At 72.4% G+C, this 22,632-nt stretch carries 16 protein-coding genes; 4 read left to right on the forward strand and 12 right to left on the reverse strand.

The window, feature by feature from the left end; genetic code table 11:
- Positions 1 to 164: 164 nt before the first annotated feature.
- The 3 genes from CRP27_RS09730 to CRP27_RS09735 are packed head-to-tail and all read right to left on the reverse strand — an operon-like array spanning position 165 to position 2,868.
- Positions 165 to 1,697: a CYTH domain-containing protein gene (locus CRP27_RS09730; RefSeq protein ID WP_176505546.1), complete on the reverse strand. Its 1,533-nt coding sequence runs from the start codon at positions 1,695 to 1,697 to the stop codon at positions 165 to 167.
- Positions 1,694 to 2,533, reverse strand: coding sequence for a hypothetical protein (locus CRP27_RS18230; protein ID WP_176505547.1), 840 nt, complete (start codon positions 2,531 to 2,533; stop codon positions 1,694 to 1,696). Before CRP27_RS18230 ends, CRP27_RS09730 begins: the two co-directional genes overlap by 4 nt.
- Positions 2,530 to 2,868, reverse strand: coding sequence for a helix-turn-helix transcriptional regulator (locus CRP27_RS09735; RefSeq protein ID WP_097180503.1), 339 nt, complete (start codon positions 2,866 to 2,868; stop codon positions 2,530 to 2,532). The genes CRP27_RS18230 and CRP27_RS09735 overlap by 4 nt, the downstream gene beginning before the upstream one ends.
- Before the next feature lie 66 nt (positions 2,869 to 2,934).
- Between CRP27_RS09735 and CRP27_RS09740 the strand changes: the two genes are divergently transcribed.
- Positions 2,935 to 3,207 carry a mycoredoxin gene (locus tag CRP27_RS09740; RefSeq protein ID WP_079238609.1) on the forward strand — a complete coding sequence of 91 codons (273 nt, stop codon included), beginning with the start codon at positions 2,935 to 2,937 and terminating at the stop codon, positions 3,205 to 3,207.
- Between the two features lie 137 nt (positions 3,208 to 3,344).
- Here CRP27_RS09740 and CRP27_RS09745 read toward each other — a convergent pair whose 3' ends face one another.
- Positions 3,345 to 5,480 (reverse strand): DEAD/DEAH box helicase, encoded by a 2,136-nt coding sequence (locus CRP27_RS09745; protein WP_176505548.1) that lies wholly within the window; start codon positions 5,478 to 5,480, stop codon positions 3,345 to 3,347.
- A gap of 540 nt (positions 5,481 to 6,020) precedes the next feature.
- A complete protein-coding gene (locus CRP27_RS09750) occupies positions 6,021 to 7,265 on the reverse strand; it encodes a phosphotransferase enzyme family protein (RefSeq protein ID WP_097180504.1) in 1,245 nt (414 codons plus the stop codon).
- Positions 7,266 to 7,336: 71 nt separating this feature from the next.
- Here CRP27_RS09750 and CRP27_RS09755 point away from each other — a divergent pair, with 71 nt between their 5' ends.
- Positions 7,337 to 8,410, forward strand: a complete 1,074-nt coding sequence (locus CRP27_RS09755) for an aromatic acid exporter family protein (protein WP_255257525.1) — start codon at positions 7,337 to 7,339, stop codon at positions 8,408 to 8,410.
- Between the two features lie 153 nt (positions 8,411 to 8,563).
- Here CRP27_RS09755 and CRP27_RS09760 read toward each other — a convergent pair whose 3' ends face one another.
- The gene (locus CRP27_RS09760) at positions 8,564 to 8,872 is read right to left on the reverse strand and encodes a hypothetical protein (protein ID WP_097180505.1); all 309 of its coding nucleotides are present in this window, start codon (positions 8,870 to 8,872) and stop codon (positions 8,564 to 8,566) included.
- Positions 8,873 to 9,067: 195 nt separating this feature from the next.
- Here CRP27_RS09760 and CRP27_RS09765 point away from each other — a divergent pair, with 195 nt between their 5' ends.
- Positions 9,068 to 9,745 (forward strand): response regulator transcription factor, encoded by a 678-nt coding sequence (locus tag CRP27_RS09765; RefSeq protein ID WP_079238605.1) that lies wholly within the window; start codon positions 9,068 to 9,070, stop codon positions 9,743 to 9,745.
- Positions 9,742 to 11,253 (forward strand): HAMP domain-containing sensor histidine kinase, encoded by a 1,512-nt coding sequence (locus CRP27_RS09770; protein ID WP_255257526.1) that lies wholly within the window; start codon positions 9,742 to 9,744, stop codon positions 11,251 to 11,253. Before CRP27_RS09765 ends, CRP27_RS09770 begins: the two co-directional genes overlap by 4 nt.
- A gap of 11 nt (positions 11,254 to 11,264) precedes the next feature.
- On the opposite strand, the gene CRP27_RS09775 is transcribed toward CRP27_RS09770, so the two are convergent.
- The 6 genes from CRP27_RS09775 to CRP27_RS09800 all read right to left on the reverse strand — a co-directional run bounded on the left by CRP27_RS09775 (position 11,265) and on the right by CRP27_RS09800 (position 22,608).
- Positions 11,265 to 14,690, reverse strand: coding sequence for an error-prone DNA polymerase (locus CRP27_RS09775; RefSeq protein ID WP_097180506.1), 3,426 nt, complete (start codon positions 14,688 to 14,690; stop codon positions 11,265 to 11,267).
- 22 nt (positions 14,691 to 14,712) lie between these two features.
- Complete coding sequence (locus CRP27_RS09780) at positions 14,713 to 16,341, reverse strand: DNA polymerase Y family protein (RefSeq protein ID WP_097180507.1); 1,629 nt, start codon at positions 16,339 to 16,341, stop codon at positions 14,713 to 14,715.
- Positions 16,342 to 16,376: 35 nt separating this feature from the next.
- Positions 16,377 to 17,201 (reverse strand): hypothetical protein, encoded by an 825-nt coding sequence (locus CRP27_RS09785; protein ID WP_176505549.1) that lies wholly within the window; start codon positions 17,199 to 17,201, stop codon positions 16,377 to 16,379.
- A gap of 103 nt (positions 17,202 to 17,304) precedes the next feature.
- The gene (locus CRP27_RS09790; RefSeq protein WP_176505550.1) at positions 17,305 to 18,888 is read right to left on the reverse strand and encodes an anthranilate synthase component I family protein; all 1,584 of its coding nucleotides are present in this window, start codon (positions 18,886 to 18,888) and stop codon (positions 17,305 to 17,307) included.
- The gene (locus CRP27_RS09795) at positions 18,867 to 19,790 is read right to left on the reverse strand and encodes an aldose 1-epimerase family protein (protein WP_097180509.1); all 924 of its coding nucleotides are present in this window, start codon (positions 19,788 to 19,790) and stop codon (positions 18,867 to 18,869) included. Before CRP27_RS09795 ends, CRP27_RS09790 begins: the two co-directional genes overlap by 22 nt.
- 4 nt (positions 19,791 to 19,794) lie before the next feature.
- Positions 19,795 to 22,608, reverse strand: coding sequence for a DEAD/DEAH box helicase (locus tag CRP27_RS09800; protein ID WP_141399733.1), 2,814 nt, complete (start codon positions 22,606 to 22,608; stop codon positions 19,795 to 19,797).
- Between the last annotated feature and the right edge of the window lie 24 nt (positions 22,609 to 22,632).

Here is a 22,632-nt window from a genome sequence, read left to right on the forward strand (position 1 = left end):
CCGAGCGACGCGCGACGCGTGACGCGTGACGCGCACGCCCGCGCGACGCGCACGCCTCGCGCCGAGCTTCGTGAGCAGGAACGGTCGGGTTCGCTGCGGACACCCGACCGTTCCTGCTCACGAGGTGCACGACGCGGCGCCCGCCCACCCGGCGCCGCGCGCACTCACACGCGGTTGAGCGCGTGCACCGCCTCGTCGTAGGACTCCTCGGCCAACCGCACCCGATCGCCCGCGAGGACGCCGTACCCGAACGTGCCCTCGCCACCACGTTCGGCGATGCCCGAGTGCACCCGGAGCACGTCGAGCGCGTGCAGTGAGCGCACGCGCTCGGTGAGCACGTCCGCCGCGTCGCCGATGCGCTTCCACAGCGCGTGCGGGAAGGCGTCGTCTCCGAGGACGTCCATGGCCATCCGAGCACGGGTCGCGGCGCGCCAGGCCTGTTCGGTCGCTTCGCGCGCGGTCGCCTCGCGGTCGAGCACCGCGGACGAGTCGTCGTCGTCCCCGACCGCGTCCTGGACGAGTTCGCGGACACGAGGCTTCTCGACCGCCGAGACGTCCTGCGCGACCTTCTTCGGCGACCGGAGTGCCCAGGCGGTCGGCTCGGGCCGTTCGACGGCGTCGTCGAGCACGTCGAGCAGTTCGAGGAACGGTTCGCCGTGCAGGAAGGCGACGACGTCCCGCACGGCGACGGCACGGCGCTCCCGTGTGGCGGCGAGGATGCGCTCGCGCGTCATCGAGTCGACGAGGGCGTCCTGTGCCGGGGTCGACGCACGGGGCAGCCCCTCGACGAGGTACTCGGCCAGTGCGGCACGCGCCGTCACCGCGGCGAGCCCCTCGGCGGCCTCGGCCGCGCGGTCGACGTCCTCGGTCGGCGGGAACGCCGGCCGGTAGGACCCGATCACCGCGGCGATCCCGAGCGCGACGGCCGCCGTCTCGCGGAGGTCCGCCTGCGCACCGGACCGGAGCAGTGCCTCCTGGTCGAGCAGCGTGGAACGCAGCTTCCGGAGTCGTTTCACGAGCGCGCGTGCCGCGGTGCCCTTCTCGGGCTTGTCGGCGGACTGGAGGCGCGGTGCTGGTGCGCCGGCCAGCCCGCGTGCCAGCTTGGACGACACGGCGGCGGGGCCGGCGCCGACGGCCGCGAAGCGTCCGTCGAGCGCGGCGAAGAGCTCGCGCGCGACCTGCGGGTCGACGCCCTCCACGGTCTCGACCTCGACCTCGCGCCAGGTACGCGCGGTCTCCGGGGCGTCGTCGTCGAGTCGCTGCGCGGCGACCTGGTCGTCGGCGAGTTCGGCGACCTGGTCGCCGTCCTCGTCGAGCAGGCGCGTGACGGTGCGGGTGGTGGTGATCCGGACGACCGGACGCAGGCCACGGCCGCGGCGTTCGGTGAAGAGTGCGGCGAGGACCTCGTCCGGCACGGCGTCGGCGTCGTCGGTGAGCGGGAAGTGCTGCTCGTGCCGGACGGTGTCCGATGCCGCGCGCTTGATGTGCCAGCCGGCGTCGGGGCCACCCGTGCGGCGACGAACCGTCACCCGGGCGGCGACGAGGTCGTACCGTTCGGTGTCCCAGTAGGTCGCGTCGAGTTCGAACGGTTCCTGGTGGTCGGTGCGGAGGATGCCGCCGACGCCGATCAGGTCGGGGAGGGAACCGCCCTCGGGCAGGTCGTAGGTGCGCTCGATCTCGAGGTGCGTGTCACTCACGCGCTCTTGTCTACCAGTGCTTCGCCGTGCGGCTCGACCAGTGCGGGTGCATCTGTGGAGAACCGGGTCGCGACCGTGCCCGCGATCGCCGCCACGGCGAACGGGACCAGCTGGAGGCCGAGGTACACCGCGGTCGATCCGGAGGCAGTGAAGACCGTGGGACCCGAGACCTGGGCGAGCGGGGCGACGAGGACCCCGGCGAGCACCGGCAGGGCAAGGAGCAGCCATCCCCAGCCCGCGCGGCCGCGGACGGCGAACCAGACGGCGAGGACCGCGGCGGCGAAGACCCCGATCTGCAGGAAGTACTCGACGGGCAGGGAGAAGCGGCCGATGACGGTCTCCCACCACAGCGCGGTGATCCCCAACACGGCGAACGCGCCGAGCACGCGTCGCCGCAGCGTGACCCCTGCGAGGAGCAGCACCGCGGACGCGACGACGAGCCCCGGCACGACGGACAGCGCGAGCGCGTCGAGCACGAACAGCGTGCGTGCGCCGGGCAACCCGTTGTACCGCTGGAGCAGCGTGAGTCCGACGCCACCTGCCACGAAGGACAGCAGCGCCAACCCGATCAGGACCGGCACGGTCTGGATCGTGTGCGGTGCGGGACGGACGTGGATCGGTGCTGCGGTCATGGATTCCCCCCATGTGGATCGGTGTCCGGCGCGTCGGTGGAAGAGCGCCGTGGTGAGTGCACCGAACGCGAGCGCGGTCGGTGAGAGGTCGAGTTCCCGGGCGTCCCGGACGTCGGCGAGCCACTGCTCCCGACGAACCTCCCGGTGGGCGGCGGGCGAGACGGCGACGGCCGCCCCGACGAGGACGCGGTCGAGCGCGGTCACGAGGTCACCGTCCGGCCGCTCGGGCGTCCGGCGCGCGCGGCGCGTTCCGCCGCGTCCACTGCTGACCGGCGCGCGTCGACGAGTTCCCGGGCGGCCTCGGCGCCCTCGGCCGTGAACTCGTAGAGGCGACGACGTGGGCCGGGCCGGTCGGCATCGTCGTCCCACGACGACCGGATCCACCCCTGGCGCTCGAGGCGCTCGAGGATCGGGTAGACGGTGCCCGCCTGCCGCCCGGTCGCCTTGATGACGAGCAGTCCCCACACGGCGCCGTCGCTCGAGAGCAAGGCGTCGAGCACGTCGAGCGTGGGTGCGGTCACGCGGTGGATCGGTTCCATGCCCTCAATCTACCTATGTAGAACAAGCGGCGCAAGGCCTCCAGGCGGGCGAGTTACCCTGGGCCCATGAGCGAGACGATCACCCGCGACGCGTTCGTGCCGGAGGCCGGCGCCGTCACGATGTTCACCACCACCTGGTGCGGCTACTGCGCACGCCTGAAGAACCAGATGTCGAAGGCCGGCGTCCCCTACACCGAGGTGGACATCGAGCAGACCCCGGGGACGGCCGAGCTCGTCGCCGAGGTCAACGGCGGCAACCAGACCGTGCCGACGCTCGTGTTCCCGGACGGCAGCACGGCGACGAACCCCTCGCTCGCCGAGGTCCAGTCGCGCATCTGACGCATCGCGCCCCCGCGGCGCCCAGACCCGCACAACCAGAACCCGCTCGAACCACGCATTTCCACGGTTCGAGCGGGTTTTGGTTGTGCAAGGTGCGCGCCAGCGCCACCGCCGGCGCCAGCGAGCCGGAACAGCCCCTACCGGCCGCCGCGCTCCAGCGCCTCGGTCAGCAGTGCCGCCATCGCGTCGAGCTGGATGTCACCAGAGTCGACGACCTCTTCGTCCGAGCCGTCCAGGGCCCGGGCCGCGAGGGACGCCTTCGAGTCGATGAGCTCCGCGATCTTCGTGTCGATCGTCTGCGCCGCGATGATGCGCCACGCGGTGACGGGCTCTTCCTGCCCGATGCGGTGCACGCGGTCGATGGCCTGGGTCTGCTCGGCGCTCGTCCACGACAGCTCGGCGAGCACGACGTTCGACGACACCTGCAGGTTCAGGCCGACGCCCGCGGCGGTGAGCGAGCAGACGATGACGGCGACGTCGGGGTCGTTCACGAACGAGTCGATCTCGGCCGTGCGCTGCGCCGGCGTCTGGTCGCCGCGGACGGTGGCGGTGCGCAGGCCCCGGCGTGCGAAGACCTCCTCCGCCTGGTCCATGACGTCGAGGTGCTTCGCGAAGAACACGACCTTGCCGACGTTCGACGCGAGCTGCGCCGCGTAGTCCGCCGCGAGCTGCGCCTTGGCGCGGCCGATCCGTCGGACCATGGAGAACACGTTCTCCCCGGTCGGCGAGGCGTCCTGATCCTCGAGCTCCCAGCGGGCGACCTGGCGGACGAGCTTGTGGTCGATGCCGACGACCGGGTCCTGTCCGGTGCGGGCGTCGAGCGCCTGGTGGTACCGCTTGACGAGCTTCGCGGTGAGCTCGCGTTCGGCGTCGCGGATGGAGCGACCGACCTCGTCGTCGAGTTCGACGGGGATGTCGGCGATCCGACGGGCCGGGATGTCCGCGGCGACGTCGACCTTGCGGCGTCGGACGATGCCCTGGTCGATGACCGCCTTGCGCGCCTCGACGAAGAAGCCGGGGTCGGCCGGGGTGAGGCCGATCTCCTCGAGCTCGTTCATGAGCTTCGCGCGGGGCTTCTTGTCGTCGATCCAGCCGAGGTACTCCCAGATGGTGCGGAAGTCCTCGACCGAGTTGATCAGCGGCGTCCCCGTCAGCGCCATGAGCAGCGGGTGCGCGGTGCGCTGCCGGATCTTCTCGGCGAGCTGCAGCACGAACTTCGAGCGCTGCGAGTCCTTGTTCTTGATGAAGTGCGCCTCGTCGACGACCATGCCCTTGAACCCGAAGGCCCCGAGCCAGCCGGCGTGCCGGTCGAGGATCTCGTAGTTCACGATGACGATGTCCGCGAACCCGTCGAGGTCGTCGCCGTCACCGTGGATGACCGTCGAGGTGCGGTTCGGGACCCAGCGGGACGCTTCGCGCGCCCAGTTCGTCTTGACGACGTTGGGGACGACGACCAGGAGCGGGAACGCGTTCGCAGCGTCGGCGGCGAGCAGCGACTGCGCGGTCTTGCCGAGGCCCGGTTCGTCGGCGAGCAAGAACGTGCGGTGTCCCTGCGCAGCGGCGGCGATGAGCTCGGCCTGGTGCTTCATCAGCGTGGTGCCGGACTTCGAGTGCAGCGTCGCGGGCTCCGGCAGCGGCATCGTCGCCGCTCCCCCGCCCGCGCCGTACTCGAACGACTTGAACAGCGGTCCGAACAGCTCCCAGTTCGCCAGGCGACGCGGGTGTGCGACGGGCTGGTCGGCGAGGGCGAAGTCCGGCGGAAGGAACGGGTTCGCGAGCTGGCGCTGCACGACCGCCTGCGGGACGACCGCTCGCACCGGGCTCTCGACCGTCGGGGACGGCTCGGCCGCGATGACGAGTTCCTCGGGCTGCAGTTCCATGCCGCCCGCGATCATCATGTCGCGCTTGACCGTGCGGGTGGTCTCACTGACCGAGGCTTCCTCGGTCAGGAGCTGGATGACGCTCGTGTCCCGGGCCGCGGTCTTCGCGAGGATCGTCGCCACACCGTCGAGCCGCTTGAGCTGCTCCGCGCGCTGCGCGTCGGTGAGCTCCGTGTCGGCCTTGACCCGTGCGCGTTCCTCGCGCATGAGCAGGGCGACCGCCTGGAACTTCGAACGGTTCGACGCCTTGAGCGGTCCGCGCTGCGCCGCCGCCTCGACCTCGCGCACGGCGCGGGCGAGGACGGGGATGACGCCGTCGTTGTCGAGCGGCCGGGTGCGACGCGACGCGGTCCGCGTCCCGCCGGCTGCTCGCCGGGTGCCTGATCGAGCCAACGCTCCTCCTGTTCCGCCCGTTCATCACGGGCGAGCCGCCCGTGGGCGGAAGTCCTGTGCCGGTTCCTGACGCGGCGTTCCGTCACGGCCACCGGGTGGAGCCGGATGCGACGGTCCGCGCCGGGATCCGGCGCCGTCACACGCACGTGACGCCCCCTCGGGACGACCACGGATCCGGTTCCCACGTCGGTCAAGTGACCGACTGCAGCGTCCGGAATCGACGCGGCACGCGGGAACGCGGTGCGTGCGCGCTCAGTTTACTCCCCGACCACCGACGGAGGCGACTCGACGACACCCGCGCGCGTCGCGCCTCCAGTCCGTCTCCCCACCACGTGTCGGACTGGGCCCACGACGCCGGTACCGGCGCGACGCGCCAGCGGCGTGCCGGCCGTGCCGGCGGGGAGAGGCGCGGCTCGGCCCCGCCACGCGCCTCCCGTCCGCATGGGTCACCGCCCCAGGTCGCACGATCTGTCGCAGCCGAGGCCGCCCTGCGGCCGTCTGCGCGACCTCGATGCCGCAGACGCGGCGTGTCCTGCGACCTCAGAGCGACGGTGCGGACCGCGGTCGGACGAGTCCGTCCGACGGGACGACGGGAGTGGCCTCGGCGAGGGCGGCCTGCGTCGCAGCCAGGAGCTGCTCCGCAGTCTGGATGCCGTTCGCGGATCCGGTCGTCGCCTGTCCGCCCGCGTGCGCGAGGAGCTGCGCGCCGATCGCCGGGCCGATGCGGTCCGCCTGCTCGGGGTTCCGCGCGACCCAGTCGCGGGCGACCGCGTCGGCGAGTCGCTCGGCCGCGGCGCCGCGCTCCGCGTCGCCGCGCGACCGGTGCCACAGCCCGGTGACGACGAGGTGCGCGACCACGGCGCCGATGTCCCGGACCGGGAAGCCCCAGCCCGCGGTGTCGATGTCGAGCAGGCCGGAGATGCGCCACGGCTCGTCCTCGTCGACGAACACCTGCTCGAGGTGCAGGTCGCCGTGCACGACCTGCTTCGTCGCGGTCGCCCAGCCGATCGACCGCCGGCCGATCGCGTCGTAGAGGCCGTCGATCTCCTCGGCGTCCTGCGGCAGCGCGGCGATCAGGGTCCGGCGGTGCCAGTCGGCGTGGTCCATCGCGTCGGCACGCGCCTGCTGCGTCATCGGCACCGTCGCGATCCGCCCGGTGAGCGCCGCGAGGGACGCCACGAACCGCGGGTCGTCGGCGATCTCGAGGATCCGGCTGCCGGCCGGCACGCCCCGGATGCGTTCGAGCACGAGGAGACCGTCCCCGCGGCTCGACAGGACCCGTGGGACCGGCAGCCCGGCTGCGACGAACTGCTCGTGCGACTTCTCGATCGGGCCGACGCGGTGCGGCCGGACGACCTTGAGGAACACGGTGCCCTCGGCGGCGTCCACCCGGACCACCGCGCGCTTGCCAGGCCGGTACGCCGCGACGGTCAGGGTCGGGTCGGTCACGGGCATGCCGAGCGTGGTCAGGAGCTCGGCGACGGCGTCGCGGTACGTCACCTGCGGCAGCACCGGCAGCCCGGGGTCGTTCGGGTATGCCCACACCGAGACGGGCTCCCCCGTGGCCGGATCGGTGACGATCGCACTGTTCTGGTCGTGGGTCCCGCCGGTGTCGACGTAGGTCAGGACGGTGGCACGCTGACCGTTGCGGTCGACCGTGTCCACCTCGTACCCGTAGAGGTAGCCGTTCCCCGACGGTTCGACGGAGTGGGCGCGTGCGGCCACCACGGAGGTCCCGGAGCCGGCGAAGGCCTGCGGGATGACGCGCTCATGGTTGGGCCACACGAGACCAGTCAACCGGACGGGGCGGGTTTCGTCGCGTTCGTGCACGGCTCGGCGCGCGGACCGTGGCTAGCGTGGTCGACGTGAACCCGGTCGCGCGTCTCCGCAGCTCCAGTCGCACGCCGTTCCTGCAGGTCGTCAAGACCGCGGTCGCGGTGGTCGCGGCCGTGCTGCTCTGCCGGGTGCTCATCGACGGACCGTTCCCGACCTTCGCCGCGATCGCCGCGCTGCTCGTCGTCCAGCCGAGCATCAACCAGTCGTTCGTGAAGGGACTCGAACGCAGCGCCGGCGTCGTCCTCGGCGTCGTCCTCGCGACCGGGTTCCACCTGCTGCTCGGCGACTCCGTGTGGGTCGTCCTGCTCGTCATCGTGCTCGCGATCCTCATCGCGTGGGCGCTCCGGCTCACCCCGACCTCGGCGACGCAGGTCGGCATCAGCGGGATGCTCGTGCTCACCGCCGGGGTGGTGACGCCGAACTACTCGGCGGACCGGATCCTCGAGACCGTGCTCGGCGCGATCGTCGCCCTCATCGTGAACGCCGTGATCGTGCCGCCGGTGCTGCTCGGCCCCGCCCACCTCGCCGTCGCCCGGCTCGCCCGCGACACCGCCGCCGCGTTCGAACGGGTCGCGATCGGCCTCACCGAGGGGTGGGACCACGACCGCTGGCACGAGGCCCTGCTGCAGGCCAGAGCGCTCCGGCAGCAGCACGCCCGCGCCGAGGCATCGCTCACCGCAGCCCGTGAGTCCCTCACGATGAACCCGCGCGGCGGCCGGCACCGGACCATCCTCGACGAGGACATCGTCGTCACCGAGCACCTGCGCGTCCTCGTCACGCGCGTCACCGGCATGACGCGGGCGATCCAGGACAACACCGCGCCGGACCTCCGGGCGGACCCGGTGGTGGGCAGCATCGCGACCGAGGTGGCACGGATCGCTGCCGACGTCCGGGCCCTCGGTGCGCGGGTCGCGGACTCTCCGGTCCAGGCGCCGGTGGTCGCGGGGGTCGAGCCGGGTGCATCACCTGCGGAGCCTGCGTTGACCGCGCCGCTCGAGGTGATCCGGCCGAACTCGCGGCACTGGGTGCTGATCGGGGCGCTCCTGGAGGACATCCGGCGCGTCCGCGAGGAGCTGCTCGGCGAGGACGACTGACGCTCGTTCCTTCCCCTACCGCCCGCAGGAGGAAGCGGAATCGCGCGTACCTGGTCGAAACAAACCCAGTACGCCCGAATCCGCCGGGTACACCCGAATCCGACAGGTACGCGCGACGACCCACCACCGTCGAGGCGGAACGAGAACCAGGCGTCAGCGCGCGGCGCTCGCGGCCTCGGTCGCCGAGTGCACGATGTCGTCCCAGATCGTCGCCGTCGGGACTGCGGCGTCGCTCGACACGACCTCAGCCGCCGCGAACCGGTTGATCTCGGCGACCACGGCGTCGGTCCCTGCAGCGCGTGCGGCACGACTGGCGACGTCGGGGACCGCAGCGCGCAGTTCGGCGACGACGCGGTCGCGGCTGACGTCCTCCATGTCACCGAGCACGCCCATGCCCTTCCATGCAGCGTCGAGCTCGGCGCGCAGACGGACGAGGGCCGGGTGATCCGGCGAGTCGTTCATGGTGCCCCCATCGGACGTGGCGTCGGGTACGCGCCGTCCGGAGCGCGAGCCTAGCAAGAACGCAAGAAGCTCTCACGTCCCACGAACGAGGGACAGACCGTTCTGCCCGTTCGCTGTGACGAGATTCAGCGAGTTCGGTGGAGGAACGCCCCCGCTCGCCCGGTTCGATGCCACGATGGGTCCGAGGAGGTCGCTATGCGCCTGTTGGTGGTCGAGGACGATGACGAGATGCGTGCGCTCATGGAGCGTGGGCTCGCGGCAGAGGGGTACCGCGTCACGGCGGTCGAGAACGGCGTCGAAGCGCTCATCGCGCTCGGTGAGCAGGCCTTCGAGCTCGCCGTCGTCGACGTCATGATGCCCGGCATGTCCGGCTTCGAGCTCGCCCGGCGCATCCGTGAGCGCGAGGACCCCGTGCGGATCCTGTTGGTGACCGCGCGCGACGCCGTCGACGACCGGGTGTTCGGCCTCGACGCCGGTGCCGACGACTACCTCACGAAGCCCTTCGCCTTCGCCGAGCTCACCGCTCGCCTGCGCGCCCTCGGCCGCCGCGAGTCCGCCGGCGCTCCGCGCACCATCGAGGTCGGCGACGTCGGCATCGACTCGGAGGCCCGCCGCATCACCATCAAGGGCCAGCGGGTCGCCGTGAGCCCCACCGAGTTCGCCCTGCTGCGGCTGCTCGCGCGCTCGGTCGGCACGGTGGTCGACCGCCCGAAGATCCTCGAGGAGGTCTGGGACGGCTCGCAGCACGTCGACCCGAACGTCGTCGAGCAGTACATCTCGTACCTCCGGAAGAAGCTGACCTCGCACGAGGCCACCGTCGCGATCTCCACCGTGCGCGGCCGCGGCTACCGGCTCGACCTGCTCGGGGCGTGACCGAGCCCCTCCCCACCTCCGGATCGGACACCCCGAGGCGTGGTCTGATCCGTCCGCTGCGGATGCTCTCGCTCCGTTCGCGCATCACCATCGGCTCCACCGCGATCGCCGCGGTCGTCATCGTGCTCCTCGTGCTCGTCATGCGGTTCCAGGTGGTCAGCGTCGTCGCGAGTGCCACGCGCACCCTGCTCGACGCGGACGCCGACCCGTACGTCGCGACGCTCGAGGTCGACAGCGACCCCGATCTGTCCCCGCCCGGCAACGCACAGCTCGTCGCGGTCGTGTCCCCGTCGGGCGACATCGCGCTGTCCACCATGCCGCCACGGGTCGAGCGGGCACTCGGCAGCCTGACGTCGACGAAGGCCGGCACCTCGCTCATCCGGGTGTCCGGATCGGAGTACCGCGTCGTCGTGGAGCACCCGGTGAACCAGGCCGGACGCTGGACCGTCGTCGCGGCCCGCAACTCGCAGGCCGAGGCGATCGTCGTCGACGACCTCACCTCGACGCTCTCGCTCACGGGCCTGGCCATCCTCGTGGCGTTCGGCATCGCGTCGTGGGCGCTCGCCACCGCGGCCCTGCGCCCGGTGAACCGGATGCGGCGCGAGGCAGAACGGCTCTCCGTCGCACCCGAACGCGCGGAACTGCCGGTCGGCCCGGCGCAGGACGAACTGGCGTCCCTCGCCACCACGCTCAACGCGTTCCTCGCCCGCACCCGCCAGGCGACCGAACGCGAGCGCCAGATGGTCTCGGACGCCAGCCACGAGCTCCGCACCCCCCTGGCCATCCTGACGACCCAGCTCGACCTGGCCTCGCTCGACGGCGACGACGCCGCAGCGCTGGCCGCGCACATCGAACGGGCGAAGCTCAGCGTCGCGAGGCTGTCCCGTCTGGCGAACGACCTGCTCGCGCTGTCCCGGATCGAGGAGTCGGAGCGCCGTGACCAGGACGGTCAGCAGCAGACGCTCACCGGGTGGTCCGACCTCGGCGACGAGGTCATGTCCGCCGTCGACCGGGTCCGGCTGATCGCCTCGGCGAAGGACATCACCGTCGACTTCGACCTCGAGTCACCCGTCGCCGTGGGCGGTTCCGGGCCGGGCATCGGCGGAGGCACCGTCGAGCCGCGGTACCGACTCGACACCGGTGGGATGGCGCAGCTCGTCACGAACATCGCCGGCAACGCCGTGTCGGCACTCCCCCGCGGGGGCGGCATCTTCGTGTCGTGGCGGAGCACCGGCGACGAGGGCATCCTGCAGGTCACCGACGACGGCCCTGGCGTTCCGGAGTCGTTCATCCCCGTCGCGTTCGACCGCTTCACCCGCCCGGACGAAGCCCGGAAGTCACGCCCGAACCCCGACCCGGCCACCGGAGGCATCCCGCTGCCCGGCGGGTCCGGTCTCGGGCTCGCGATCGTCCGAGCGGTCGCGGAACGGGCCGGAGGCACCGCGTCCCTCCGCAACGTCCGCTCCGGTGGGCTCGAGGTCACCGTCCGCATCCCGGCGGTCTCCTGACGCCACGGCGATCACTGGAAGTCCCGCGACCGCGTGCGGACCGACAGGGACAGGTGCTCGATCCGGTCCGCCACCAGGTTCACGACCCCGTCGGGTGACCGTTCGAGGATCCCCCGGATGACGACCGCCGGAGCCTCACGCGCCACCCGCCGGTAGCGCCCCCACACCCCGACGCTGCAGATCACGTTCACCAGCCCGGTCTCGTCCTCGACGTTCATGAACGTGATGCCCGAGGCGGTCGCCGGTCGCTGCCGGTGCGTCACGATCCCACCGACCTCCACCCGCCGCCCGGTCTCCGCCGTCGCGGTGTCCTGCACGCTGAGGACCCCGCGGGCGACCAGTCCGGCACGGACGTGCCGCACGGGGTGGTCGTCGGTCGTCATCCCCGTGGACCACATGTCCGCGATGAGGACGTCGCCGCTCGTCATCTGCCCGAACAGCGGCGGCTGCACCGTGACCTGGGTGTCCGGCAACTGGTCCGGACGCTCGGCAGCGGCCTGGGCGGCGGACCACATGCCCCCGCGGCGGTCCACCCCGAGCGCGGCGAAGGCGTCGGCGGCGGCGAGCGCCTCGAGCTGGGCCGTGGTCAGGCCGACCCGACGCGCCAGGTCGGACATGTCGGTGAACGGTCCGTGGGCGTCGCGTTCGGCCACGATCTTCTCGGCGCTCTTCCGTCCCAGCGACGAGACCTCGGCCAGGCCGAGCCGGACCGCGAAGGCGCCGTCGCGTCGGTGCCGTGCCGTGTCGTCGGGTGCGGCCTTGTCGAACGGCAGCACCGGTGGCTGTTCCTCGGCCAGGCAGGCGTCCGCGTCGCTGGGTGCGGTCGCACGCTCACCCTCGGGCAACGGCTCGAGCGTGGCGTCCACGCCGGACCGCAGGATGTCGGGCCGCAGCACGCGCACCCCGTGCCGTCGGGCGTCGGCGACGAGCGTCTGCGGCGAGTAGAACCCCATCGGCTGGGCGCGGAGCAGCGCTGCCAGGAACGCGCCCGGGTAGTGCAAACGCATCCACGCGCTCGCGTAGACGATGAGCGCGAAGCTGATCGAGTGGCTCTCCGCGAAGCCGAAGTTCGCGAACGCCTGGATCTTCGCGTAGATGGCATCGGCGTCCTCGCCGTGGATGTCGTTCGCCGCCATCCCCGCGTAGAGCTTCTCGCGCAGCCGGTCGATCTTCTCGTGCCCGCGCTTCGACCCCATCGCCCGTCGGAGCAGATCGGCGTCGTCCCCCGAGCAGCCGCCCACCGCGATCGCCATCTGCATGAGCTGCTCCTGGAACAGCGGCACGCCGAGGGTCCGCTCGAGCACGGGTTCGAGCGACGGGTGGATGTAGGTGATCGGTTCCTCGCCGGTGCGACGGCGGATGTACGGGTGCACCGCGCCGCCCTGGATCGGCCCGGGACGCACCAGGGCGACCTCGATCACGAGGTCGTAGAACCGCCGGGGCAGCAGACGGGGCAGCGTGCCCATCTGAGCGCGGGACTCCACCTGGAACACCCCGATCGTGTCCGCTCGGCAGAGCTGGTCGTAGACGCCCTGTTCCTCCTTCGGGATCGAGTGCATGTCCCAGCGTTCCCCGCAGTGCTCGTCGGCGAGGTCGAACGAGTACTGCAGCGCAGCGAGCATGCCGAGCCCGAGCATGTCGAACTTCACGAGCCCCATGTACGCGCAGTCGTCCTTGTCCCACTGCAGCACGGTCCGGCCGTCCATCCGGGCGTGCTCGATCGGCACGACCTCGCCCACGGGCCGGTCGGTGAGCACCATGCCGCCGGAGTGGATGCCGAGGTGCCGCGGGAACCCGAGCACCTGCTGCGCCATGTCCACCACGGTGTCCGGGATGTCGTGGTCCTGGCTCTCGGTCACCGAGCCCCAGCGCTCGACCTGCTTCGACCAGGCGTCCTGCTGCCCGGGGCTGTGCCCGAGCGCCTTCGCCATGTCCCGCACGGCGCCCTTGGGTCGGTAGGTGATGACGTTCGCGACCTGGGCGGCGTTGAACCGGCCGTACTTCTCGTACACGTACTGGATGACCTCTTCGCGCCGGTCGGAGTCGAAGTCGACGTCGATGTCGGGTTCCTCGTCGCGCATCGCCGACAGGAACCGCTCGAACGGCAGCCCGTACCGGATCGAGTCCACCGCGGTGATCTCGAGCAGGTAGCAGACCGCCGAGTTCGCCGCGGAGCCCCGCCCCTGGCAGAGGATCCCGCGGTCGCGGGCGTACTGCACCATGTCCCGCACGATGAGGAAGTACCCAGGGAAGTCCTTGTCCTGGATCACCGAGAGCTCGCGTTCGATGCGCTCCCGTTTCTGCGGGTCGACCCCGTCCGAGCTGCCCGGGTAGAACCGGCGGGCACCGCGCCACGTGAGCTCCCGCAGCCAGGACATCGTGGTGTGCCCCTCGGGGACGTCGATGTCCGGCAGCCCGGGCTTGACCGTCTTCAACCGGAACCCCAGCTCGTCGGCGAGCTCCACGCTGTGCTGGACGGCACCCGGGTAGCGCGCGAACCGTCTGGCCATCTCAGCCCCGGAACGCAGGTACGCCGTGGGGGCGGCCGGCAACCAGCCGTCGATCTCGTCGAGGCTGCGCCGCGCCCGGACCGCGGCGAGCGCCGTCGCCACGGGGAACCGGTCGGGGGTGGCGTAGTGCACGTTCCCCGTGGCGACGGTCGGCAGGCCGTGCTTCGTGGCGAGCGCGGCGAGGGCGTCGTTCCTGGCGGTGTCCATCGGGTCGCCGTGGTCGATGAGCTCGACGACGACGCCGGCCGTGCCGAACCGGTCGAGCAGCGCGCGCAGGGCGGCTTCGGCAGCGGTCTCCCCGCCGCGCTCGAGCGCCTGTCGGACGGCGCCCTTCCGGCAGCCGGTGAGGACCCGCCAGTGGCCGTCGGACCGTGCCGCGAGGTCGTCGAGGTCGTACCGCGGCCGCCCCTTCTCGGCTCCGGCCGCCAGGTGGGCGCTCGTCACGGCGCCGGCGAGCCGGTGGTAGCCGTCCTGGCCGTCCGCGAGCAGCAGCAGGTGCGTGCCCTCTGGGTCGGGCACGCCGTTCTGCGGTTCGGTCAACCCGAGGGACAGCTCGGTGCCGTACACGGTCGCCACGGTCGGGTACGCCTCTGCGACCTCGGCCATCCGGGCAGCGCCGTAGAAGCCGTCGTGGTCGGTGAGGGCGAGGCCGTGCAGGTGCAGCCGCGCGGCCTCTTCGAAGAGGTGCTCCGGCCCGCTCGCGCCGTCGAGGAAGCTGAAGGTGGAGTGCGCGTGGAGTTCGGCGTACGGCACGACCGGCACGTTGCCCGTGTCCTCGAGACCGCTCGGGGCCTCGTACCGCGAGCGCTTCCGCGACCACGCCGGACTGTCGCCGCCGTCGCCGTCGTGCGTGGTGCCGGGACTCCGCTTGTCGGACAGGGCGCGTTCGAACTGCGACCACGGGATCGGCGGGTTGCTGTAGCCCATCAGTGCTCCCCACTCGCGCGCGTCACGTCGCCACCGCCTCGGCCCACCACCGGTGGTCCGCGAGCACCAGGTACCACGCACGCCCCTCGGCGTCGACGAGCTGCAACCGGTGCAGGCGTCGGCCGCCGGACTCCCACCAGCGGACGACGAGCGGCCAGGGCCCGGCCCACGTCGTCACGGGGTCGAACCGCCCGCCGCGCTCCCCATCGGCACGGAAGCGCTCGGGTGTCCCGGTCAGGGCACCGCGGTCGTCGACGTCGACGGTGCCGCCGTCGGCAGCCACCACGTCGACCGGTCGGGGTCGGTCGAGCACGGTCGCCGGCGGCGGTCCGGGCAGCTTGCCGGGCCACGGCCGGTCCCGCACGGTCGCCAGGGCGCGCTCACCGCCGACGGGGGCGTCCCCCCACGGCACGAGCACGACACGCTCCGCCAGGGTGCGTCCGCCACCGATGCGCGGCGTGACGACCCCGTCGTGCCCGACGAGCCCCTGCACGCGGGCGAGCCCGTGGTGGACCCGTTCGTCCGGGCCGGTCCCCCAGAGTCCGCGCTCGTGGTTCGCCACGTCGTCCACGGCGACGGGTTCGAGGACCACCGAGACGACGGGCGCCTCGAGCCCGGTGGGGTCCACCCCGCCGGCGAGCTGCCAGCGGACCCGGTCGACCACGTCGGCGGCGTCGAACCACCGCGGGTGCACCCACGTGCGTTCGAGCAGGATGTCCCGCTCGTCGACGATGCCGACCCGGATCGTCGTGGCGACGAGCCCGGCGGCCCGCAGCCGGGCGGCGAAGTCGTCGGCCGAGCGCCGGAACGCGAACGCGATCTGGTCGGCCCGGTCGAGCGGGGGCTCGAATGCTGCCTCGACCCGGAGCTCCGGCGGGACGTCCCGCGCCGCGACCGCACGGGGGTCACGCCCGCCCGCGAGCCGGTGCAGGAACGCCCCGGCCACGCCGAACCGGTCGCGCACCTGTTCGTCACCGAGCGCGGCGAACTCCCCCAGGGTCGTGATGCCGAGGCGCCCGAGCAGCATCGCGAGGTCGGCGTCGCCGAGCACCCCGAGCTGCAGCCCGGCCAGGAACGGCGCCGAGCCGTCCACGGGCACGATCCGGACGCGCTCCCCGGGTCGGACGGGTCGGGCGCGTGCGGCCTGTTCGGCGGCGAACGGGGTGTCGGCGATCCCGGCCCGGACCCCGGGGGCGCCGTGGTCCGCCGCGATGCCCGCGAGGGTCGCCGCCGCGGCACGCTCACCGCCGTAGTAGCGCGCGGGCCCCCGGGAGCGCAGCGCGAGGGTGCCGGGGCGCACGACCTCGACACCGGGCACGGCAGCCTCGACCGCACGGATGACCGGTTCGAACGCCCGGTGGTCGAGGGCGTCGTCGTAGGGCTGCACGACGAGCTCCGGGCAGCGCGCCTGGGCCTCTCGCACGCGGAGGCCCCGCACGACCCCGTGCTGCCGGGCACTCGCGGAACTGGCGTACACCTGCCCCTTCACCACGAGTGCGAACGGGTGGTCCGGCGGCGACCCGGCGGCACGGGCGGCGGCGATCACCGGCCAGTCCGGGCACCACAGCACGATCGTCCGGGTCGGGGGCGGCTCGGGCAGGGCTCCCCCGCGGACGATCGCGTCGGCACGGACCGCCCGCGCATCGGGCACACCCGCTGTGCGCGTCCGGACACCCCGACGGGGGCTCACGACGCCACCGCCACGGGGCGGAGCACGTGCCCGGTGTCCGAGCCGGCGCCCGCAGCCGCGGCGGGGACCGCTGCCCGCACCGTGCCGTCCGCCGCGGGCAGCAGGAGCTCGGCGTCGACCGGCCGGACCGCCCCCGCGCGCCCGGACGCCGACACCGTGACCCGTCGCTCGGCCAGGAAGCCGTGGCCGTCCCCGATGCCGCTCCACTCGGACCGGGTCACCCGCAGCGTGACGTCCGCCCCCGGCCAGGACCCGAGCGCCACCAGCGCTCCGCCACGCTGCCGCAGCCGTGCCGACAACCGGGAGACGTCGCCCGGCACGACCCGACCGAGCGGACGGGTGAGGACGATCTGCGCCACGTCCGCCAGGGCGGCGGTGACGGTGAGCCACTGGTCGCCCGGGTCCGGCACGAGCACGAGCCGCTCGAGGTCGATCCCCGCGGCTGCGGCCGCTTCGACCCCGAAGGACGGCACACCCACCACCGCGCACCAGGCCCCGGCGGCCGAGGCGGCCTGGAGCATCGTCATCGCGAGGAGCACCGACTCGTGCACCGCGTAGGCGCCCCCGACCCGGATCGACCCGCCCGGCAGCAGGGGCGCGAGTGCCTCGGTGGTCGGCAGTCCCTCGGTGTCGACGCGTGTGGACTCCATCTCGGCGACCCGCGAGCGCAACGAGGTGATGCGCTCGAGCGCCGCCCGGGCATCCCCGAGGTGGTCGACGCGACGCACCGGTCGGGCAGCACCGGACCGTCCGGTCGACTCCCGTGGAGCCCCGGACGACTGGAGTGCCGCCGCCGTCTGCATGCCCTCATATTCGAACATGTGTTCGATGATGTCAACGAGGACCGACATCCTGTGGACAACCAGCCCGAACACACGTTCGACACGCCGTGGTGGCAGGATCCCGGCGCAGATCGACGACCCCCTACCAGCGCGCGACGGCCCCCAGCCCGGACAACACCGACCGGGTCTTCGTCTCGACCTCGTCCGCCTCGTCCGCCGCCACCGACGACCACGTCACCGCGCCGCCGGCCCCGAACGTCCGCGACCGCACCGTGCCGGCGTCGTCGACCACCGTCACCAGTGTGCGGATCGCCACCGACAGATCGACCGCACCGCTGGCGGAGAAGTACCCGATCACGCCCGAGTACACGCCCCGGGGCGCACCCTCGAGCCGGTCCGCGATCGCCATCGCACTGATCTTCGGGGCGCCGGTCATCGATCCAGGCGGGAACGCCGCGCGCACGACAGCCGCCCGCGAGGCACCGTCCGGCAGCACCGCACCGATCGTCGACACCATCTGGTGCACGCTCGCGTACGTCTCGACGTCGCAGAGCCGGTCGACGTGCACCGACCCCGGCACGGCCGTCCGCAGCAGGTCGTTCCGCAGCAGGTCGACGATCATCACGTTCTCCGCGCGGTCCTTCACGCTCGCCGCGAGTTCCGCACGTGCTGCCGCGTCCTCCTCCGGGTCGCCACGCCGCCGCCGCGTCCCCTTGATCGGTTCCGCGGCCACCGCCCCGGACGCCTCGATCCGCAGGAACCGCTCCGGCGACCGGCTCGCCACGCGCAGCGGGCCGAGCCGCAGGTACGCACCGAACGGGACGGGGTCGAGCGCACGCAGCCGCAGGTACTCGGAGAGGTGCGCGTCCGTACCGGACAGGCACCGCGCCTCTCCCCACCGGCACGGCCGGTCCGCCGCTGGCGCGTCGCCCCGGAACCGGCGGCGTGGGCCCAGACCGGGTGCCGGAACCAGCCCGAAGACGGTGGTGAGGCAGACCTGGAACGCGTTGCCGTCGCGGATCTCCGCGCGGCACGCGTCCACCGCCGTCTCGTAGGCGGCGCGCGTGACGCGTCCGGTCGCCACTGCACCGGACGGGAGGCGCGGGGGCACGTCGTCGACGTCGGCCCACGTCCGCCCGCCGGTCACCGTCTCGAGCCATGCGCGGTTCGCCGCGCTGGCCGCCGGTTCCGCGTCGGCCACCAGGGCGAGCGCCCACGCTGCTCCGCCCGCGTCGACGACGACCGCGCGGTCCGTGAACCGCAGGTCGGCGTCCGCGTGCCCGTCGGCCGTGCGGTCGGCGCCACCGGACTCGCGACCGAGCTCGTAGCCGAGGAACCCGACCCAGCCGAGCGCGAAGCCGCACCCGGCGATCGGTTCCGACACTGCCGGGGTGCGCCCGAGCAGGGCGTCGAGGACCGCGAACGCGGGGGTGTCGTCGTGCCGGGACGGGCCGAACCACCGGCGCGATGCCGGGGACACCTCGACGTCGGCGCGGTGCGCCTCGTGCCGGAACCGGGCGGCGAACGGGCCGTCGGTCAGCGCGAGGACCGACCATCGCGCTCGGGCGTGCGCCGCCACCGGAGCCTCCGGCGGGAGCGAGGAGTCGAGCCAGACGACGTCGCCGTCCGCGGCTGCCGCCAACGCCCCGAGGTCCGGGACGGTCGGGAAGGCGCGGACCGTGACGCGGACGGCAGGGTCCGCCGTCAGACCGCGGCGATCGTCCACGACGCGGCGTGCGAGGCGCCCGGGGCGAGCACGACGAGCCCGGCGTCGACGCCGGCGTTGAACGCGTCCGGCGCACAGGTCATCGGCTCCACCGCGAGGCCGGCACGGTGGTACTCGGGGATCACGTGGTCGGCGGTGTGGACCTGCACCCACGGGCACTCCGGACCGAACGACGCCCGGACACCGTGCCCGTCGGCCGCGGTGAGGACGATCGTCGCGGTGCCGTCGGCGTCGCGGTCGAACCCCGTGTACGCGTGGTCGATGAACCGCTCCCCGATCAGCGTCGCGCTCCGCAGGTCGAACTCGTCGTGCACCGGCGCGAGGCCGGTCGGGATGAGGCGGTCCTCGGTGACCTCGAGCACCTCGGCGGCCGGGAGCGTCAGGGTCCAGTCGTCGACACGTCCCTCGCCGCCGACGAGGTACGGGTGCGGGCCGGTCCCCCACGGTGCCGCGTCGGGCCCCGTGTTCGTGCCGGTGATCGTCGTGTGCAGCCCCTCGGCGTCGAGGCGGTACTCGACCAGGACCTCGACGCGGAACGGGTACCCGGACTGGGCGGGGATCGTCGTGGCGAGGACGGCGCGGTCGGGTTCGTGCGCGACGGTCCGGAAGTCGGTCCAGGCGACGAGGCCGTGCAGGGCGTGGTGGCGGGTGGGTTCGGTGAGCGCGAGCTCGTGATCCGAGCCACCGAAGGAGTACGTGCCGTCGACGACCCGGTTCGGCCACGGGGCGAGGACGGCCCCGCGGAAGGCGGGGCGGACCTCGTCGGCGTCGAACGGCACGACGAGGTCGCGGCCCTCGTACCGGAGCGTCCGCAGCGTCGCCCCCACCGAGGCGAGCTCGGCCGTGTAGCCACCGGCGGTGATCGTCAGGGCGGAACCGGAGAGGGGGGCGTCGCTGCTCATGCGCTCAGCGTATCGGGACGGGCGCCCCCGTTGCGGCGTCGAGTGCCCGACGGATCCGCCCGGGTTCGTCGCTCCCCGTGGTCGCGAGCGACAACAGCGGGAGGCCGTACTCCTCGAGGATCTGCTGCTTGAGGAGGTCCTTCCGTGCCTGGTCGGGCTTGTCCTCGTGGAACGCGAACCCGTTCACCTCGACCGCGAGGACCGGGATCCGTCCGATGCGCCGGTACACCACGAAGTCGAGTGAGCATCGGTTGCGGACGTAGGTCGCCTGCGCCACGGTGAGCCGGTCGGTGTCCGGGAGCACGTTCTGCACCAGAACCTGCGGCACGACGACGAGATCGGTGTACGGCGCCTCGTCGAGTACCTCGCGGAGCACGGTCCAGATGATGTCCTCGGACAGGAAACGCAACTCGCCCCTGAGGCGGCCGGACAACGCGAGGAGCCGCTCCGAGAACCTCCGGTACAGGAGATCGAACACCGAGACGACACCACTGCGGAGGGGCTCGTTGCCGGGGTCGTGGTAGCGCATGTACTCCACGAGGTCGCGGAGATGGCGACTCGTCGGGAGCATCTCGTGGTCGGTGACGAGGATGAACTGCTCCACCGCTCGGGAGACGGCGACGTTGACGAGCCGGGGATCGTCGACGAACGCCGTACCCGTCCGTCCACGCCAGGTCTCGTCGAGGACCGTGCTCATCACGACGACCTGCTTCTCCCGGCCCTGGAAACGGTGCACCGTGTCGGCCTCGATCTCGACGAGCTCCTGCACGAGGACGTCGCCGATCTTCTCCACCTGTCGGCGGTACGGCGAGGTGACCCCGATCTCGTTCCGAGCCACGTCGGCGCAGTGCTGCGGGATGACCTCACGCTCGATGACGTCGATCTCCCGCTGGTTGGACCGCCCTCCGGAACGGTGCTGCCGCATGTGGTTCCCCAGAGCGGTGGTGTGGACCACGACCGGCCGCGCCGAGCGCCCGGTCGTGAACGGGATGAGCTGGCCGTCGTAGAACTTCTCGTTGCAGAACCCGATGATCGCTGGGTCGCACCGGTAGTGCTCGCGGAGCATCGTCCTCGGGAGTCGATCGCCGTGGAGCGCCACGAGGGACGACAGGAGACTGTGCGTGCCGTAGTCGTAGGCATCGATCGGCGCGGGTCCGACGGCAGCGGCGGCGCTCGCCTCGGGTATGTGGGAGAGCTGTGCGAGGTCTCCGACGACCACGACCCGCCTCGCTGCAGCGAGCGCGAGGGCACCGGCCAGGAGGTCCACCTGCGAAGCTTCGTCGACGATCAGCACGTCGAGCAACGCCCCCGGTGCGATGCTGCGACGCAACGAGTGGCAGGTACTGAGGATGACCGGGTGGTCGGCGGTGAACCGCGAGAAGTCCGTGCGGTACCCGCGTTCCTCGTGGCTTCTTCGTGGACGATCCGCGTACCTCGCCACGAGCGCACGCCGCAACACCACGACGGAGAGCCGCTGCTGCTCCTCCGTGAGTCCGGTGAGGTCCGCGCGTTCCAGCCGGTGTTCCAGCTCCAGCGACTCGGCCTCGAGTTCCGCGATGCGTTGCTCGTAGTACCTGCGTTGGAGCGCGAGCACCGTGCCTGAGTCGGACGGGTCGACTCCAGCGAGCGATCCGTACCGCACTCGTTGGCGGAGGCGCGTCAACCAGCGAAGCGGCCACGGCTCGGGGTGCGGGACGCCACTGGTCTCCGCGATGAAGTCGATGATGCGGTCCGAGCTCTTGCGGAGGAGCGGCATCCCATCGAGGTCGGTGGCCTCGTGACCGGCGAGGTACTGCAGGAAGTGGCGCTGCTCCAGGCGGTGCGCGTCGAGGTCCTGCCGCGTCTTCGCGAGCAGCCGCTCCGATTCCTGGAGGATCGCGATCTCGCTGTCCAGCTCGTCCAACCGGTCGGCGGCGCGAGCGGCTTCGTCCGGATCGTCACCCCTGGCCGCTTCCAGGAAACGCGACACCGCGGCGCCGCGCGCTGGCTGCTGCGCGAAGAACGCGTCGCGCCGCTGGGCGTTGCCGAGCGCTGCGGCGACGAAGCCGTAGCCGAGTGCGTCGAGCTTCTGACCGACGTTGTCGACCGCAGCGTTGTTCGATGAGACGACGCCGATGCTGACCGAGGGGTCCGCCGCGACGAGCGAGGCCACGAGGTTCAGGATCGTCTGCGTCTTCCCGGTGCCCGGTGGACCGTCGATCACCGAGACGGGGAACTCGAGCGCGGTCGTCAGGGCCGCTCGCTGACTGAGGTTCGACGAGAACGGGAAGATCGCTCGGCGACCGTCCGACGCTGCCGACACCTCGTCCCCGGTGAGGTAGGTCGCGAGTGCGGACTCGGGATCGATCCGGCCGAGCGAGTCCCAACCGATCGCCAACGGATGACGGCGGCCGTCGGTCACCGGGAGCCGTTCGACGATCCGTCGCCAGTAGCGGAGCACCGCCGCAGCGCGTGGCGCACGCCCTGCGTCCGGTACGAGCCGGACCCGAGCGCCCGGGTAGGTCCGGAAGCTCGGTCCTGACCGAGTGTCGTAGAACACCCGGGTCCACGGCCCGTCGGGTCCGGCGAACCCGAGGAGTCCCGTGACCGTGTCCCAGACGTCCCCGTCCACCTCGACGACGGAACCGCTCGGGATGGAGACCGGGAAGGGGTGCTCCATCACGATGGCCTTGTCGGTACCGCGGTACGCGTACCGTGTCGCGCCCGTGCGGGAGGAGAACTCGATCTCGACACCCGTCGTGGTCCGCGACCAGCCGACGGTCTCGTGCGTGCGATCACGGAACGGCTCGTCGACGTTCCGTCGCGTCAACACTGCCACCGCGTGCGGATCCACCCCCTAGCC

It is taken from the genome of Curtobacterium sp. 314Chir4.1 (assembly GCF_900215175.1).
Classification (GTDB): Bacteria; Actinomycetota; Actinomycetes; order Actinomycetales; family Microbacteriaceae; genus Curtobacterium; species Curtobacterium pusillum_A.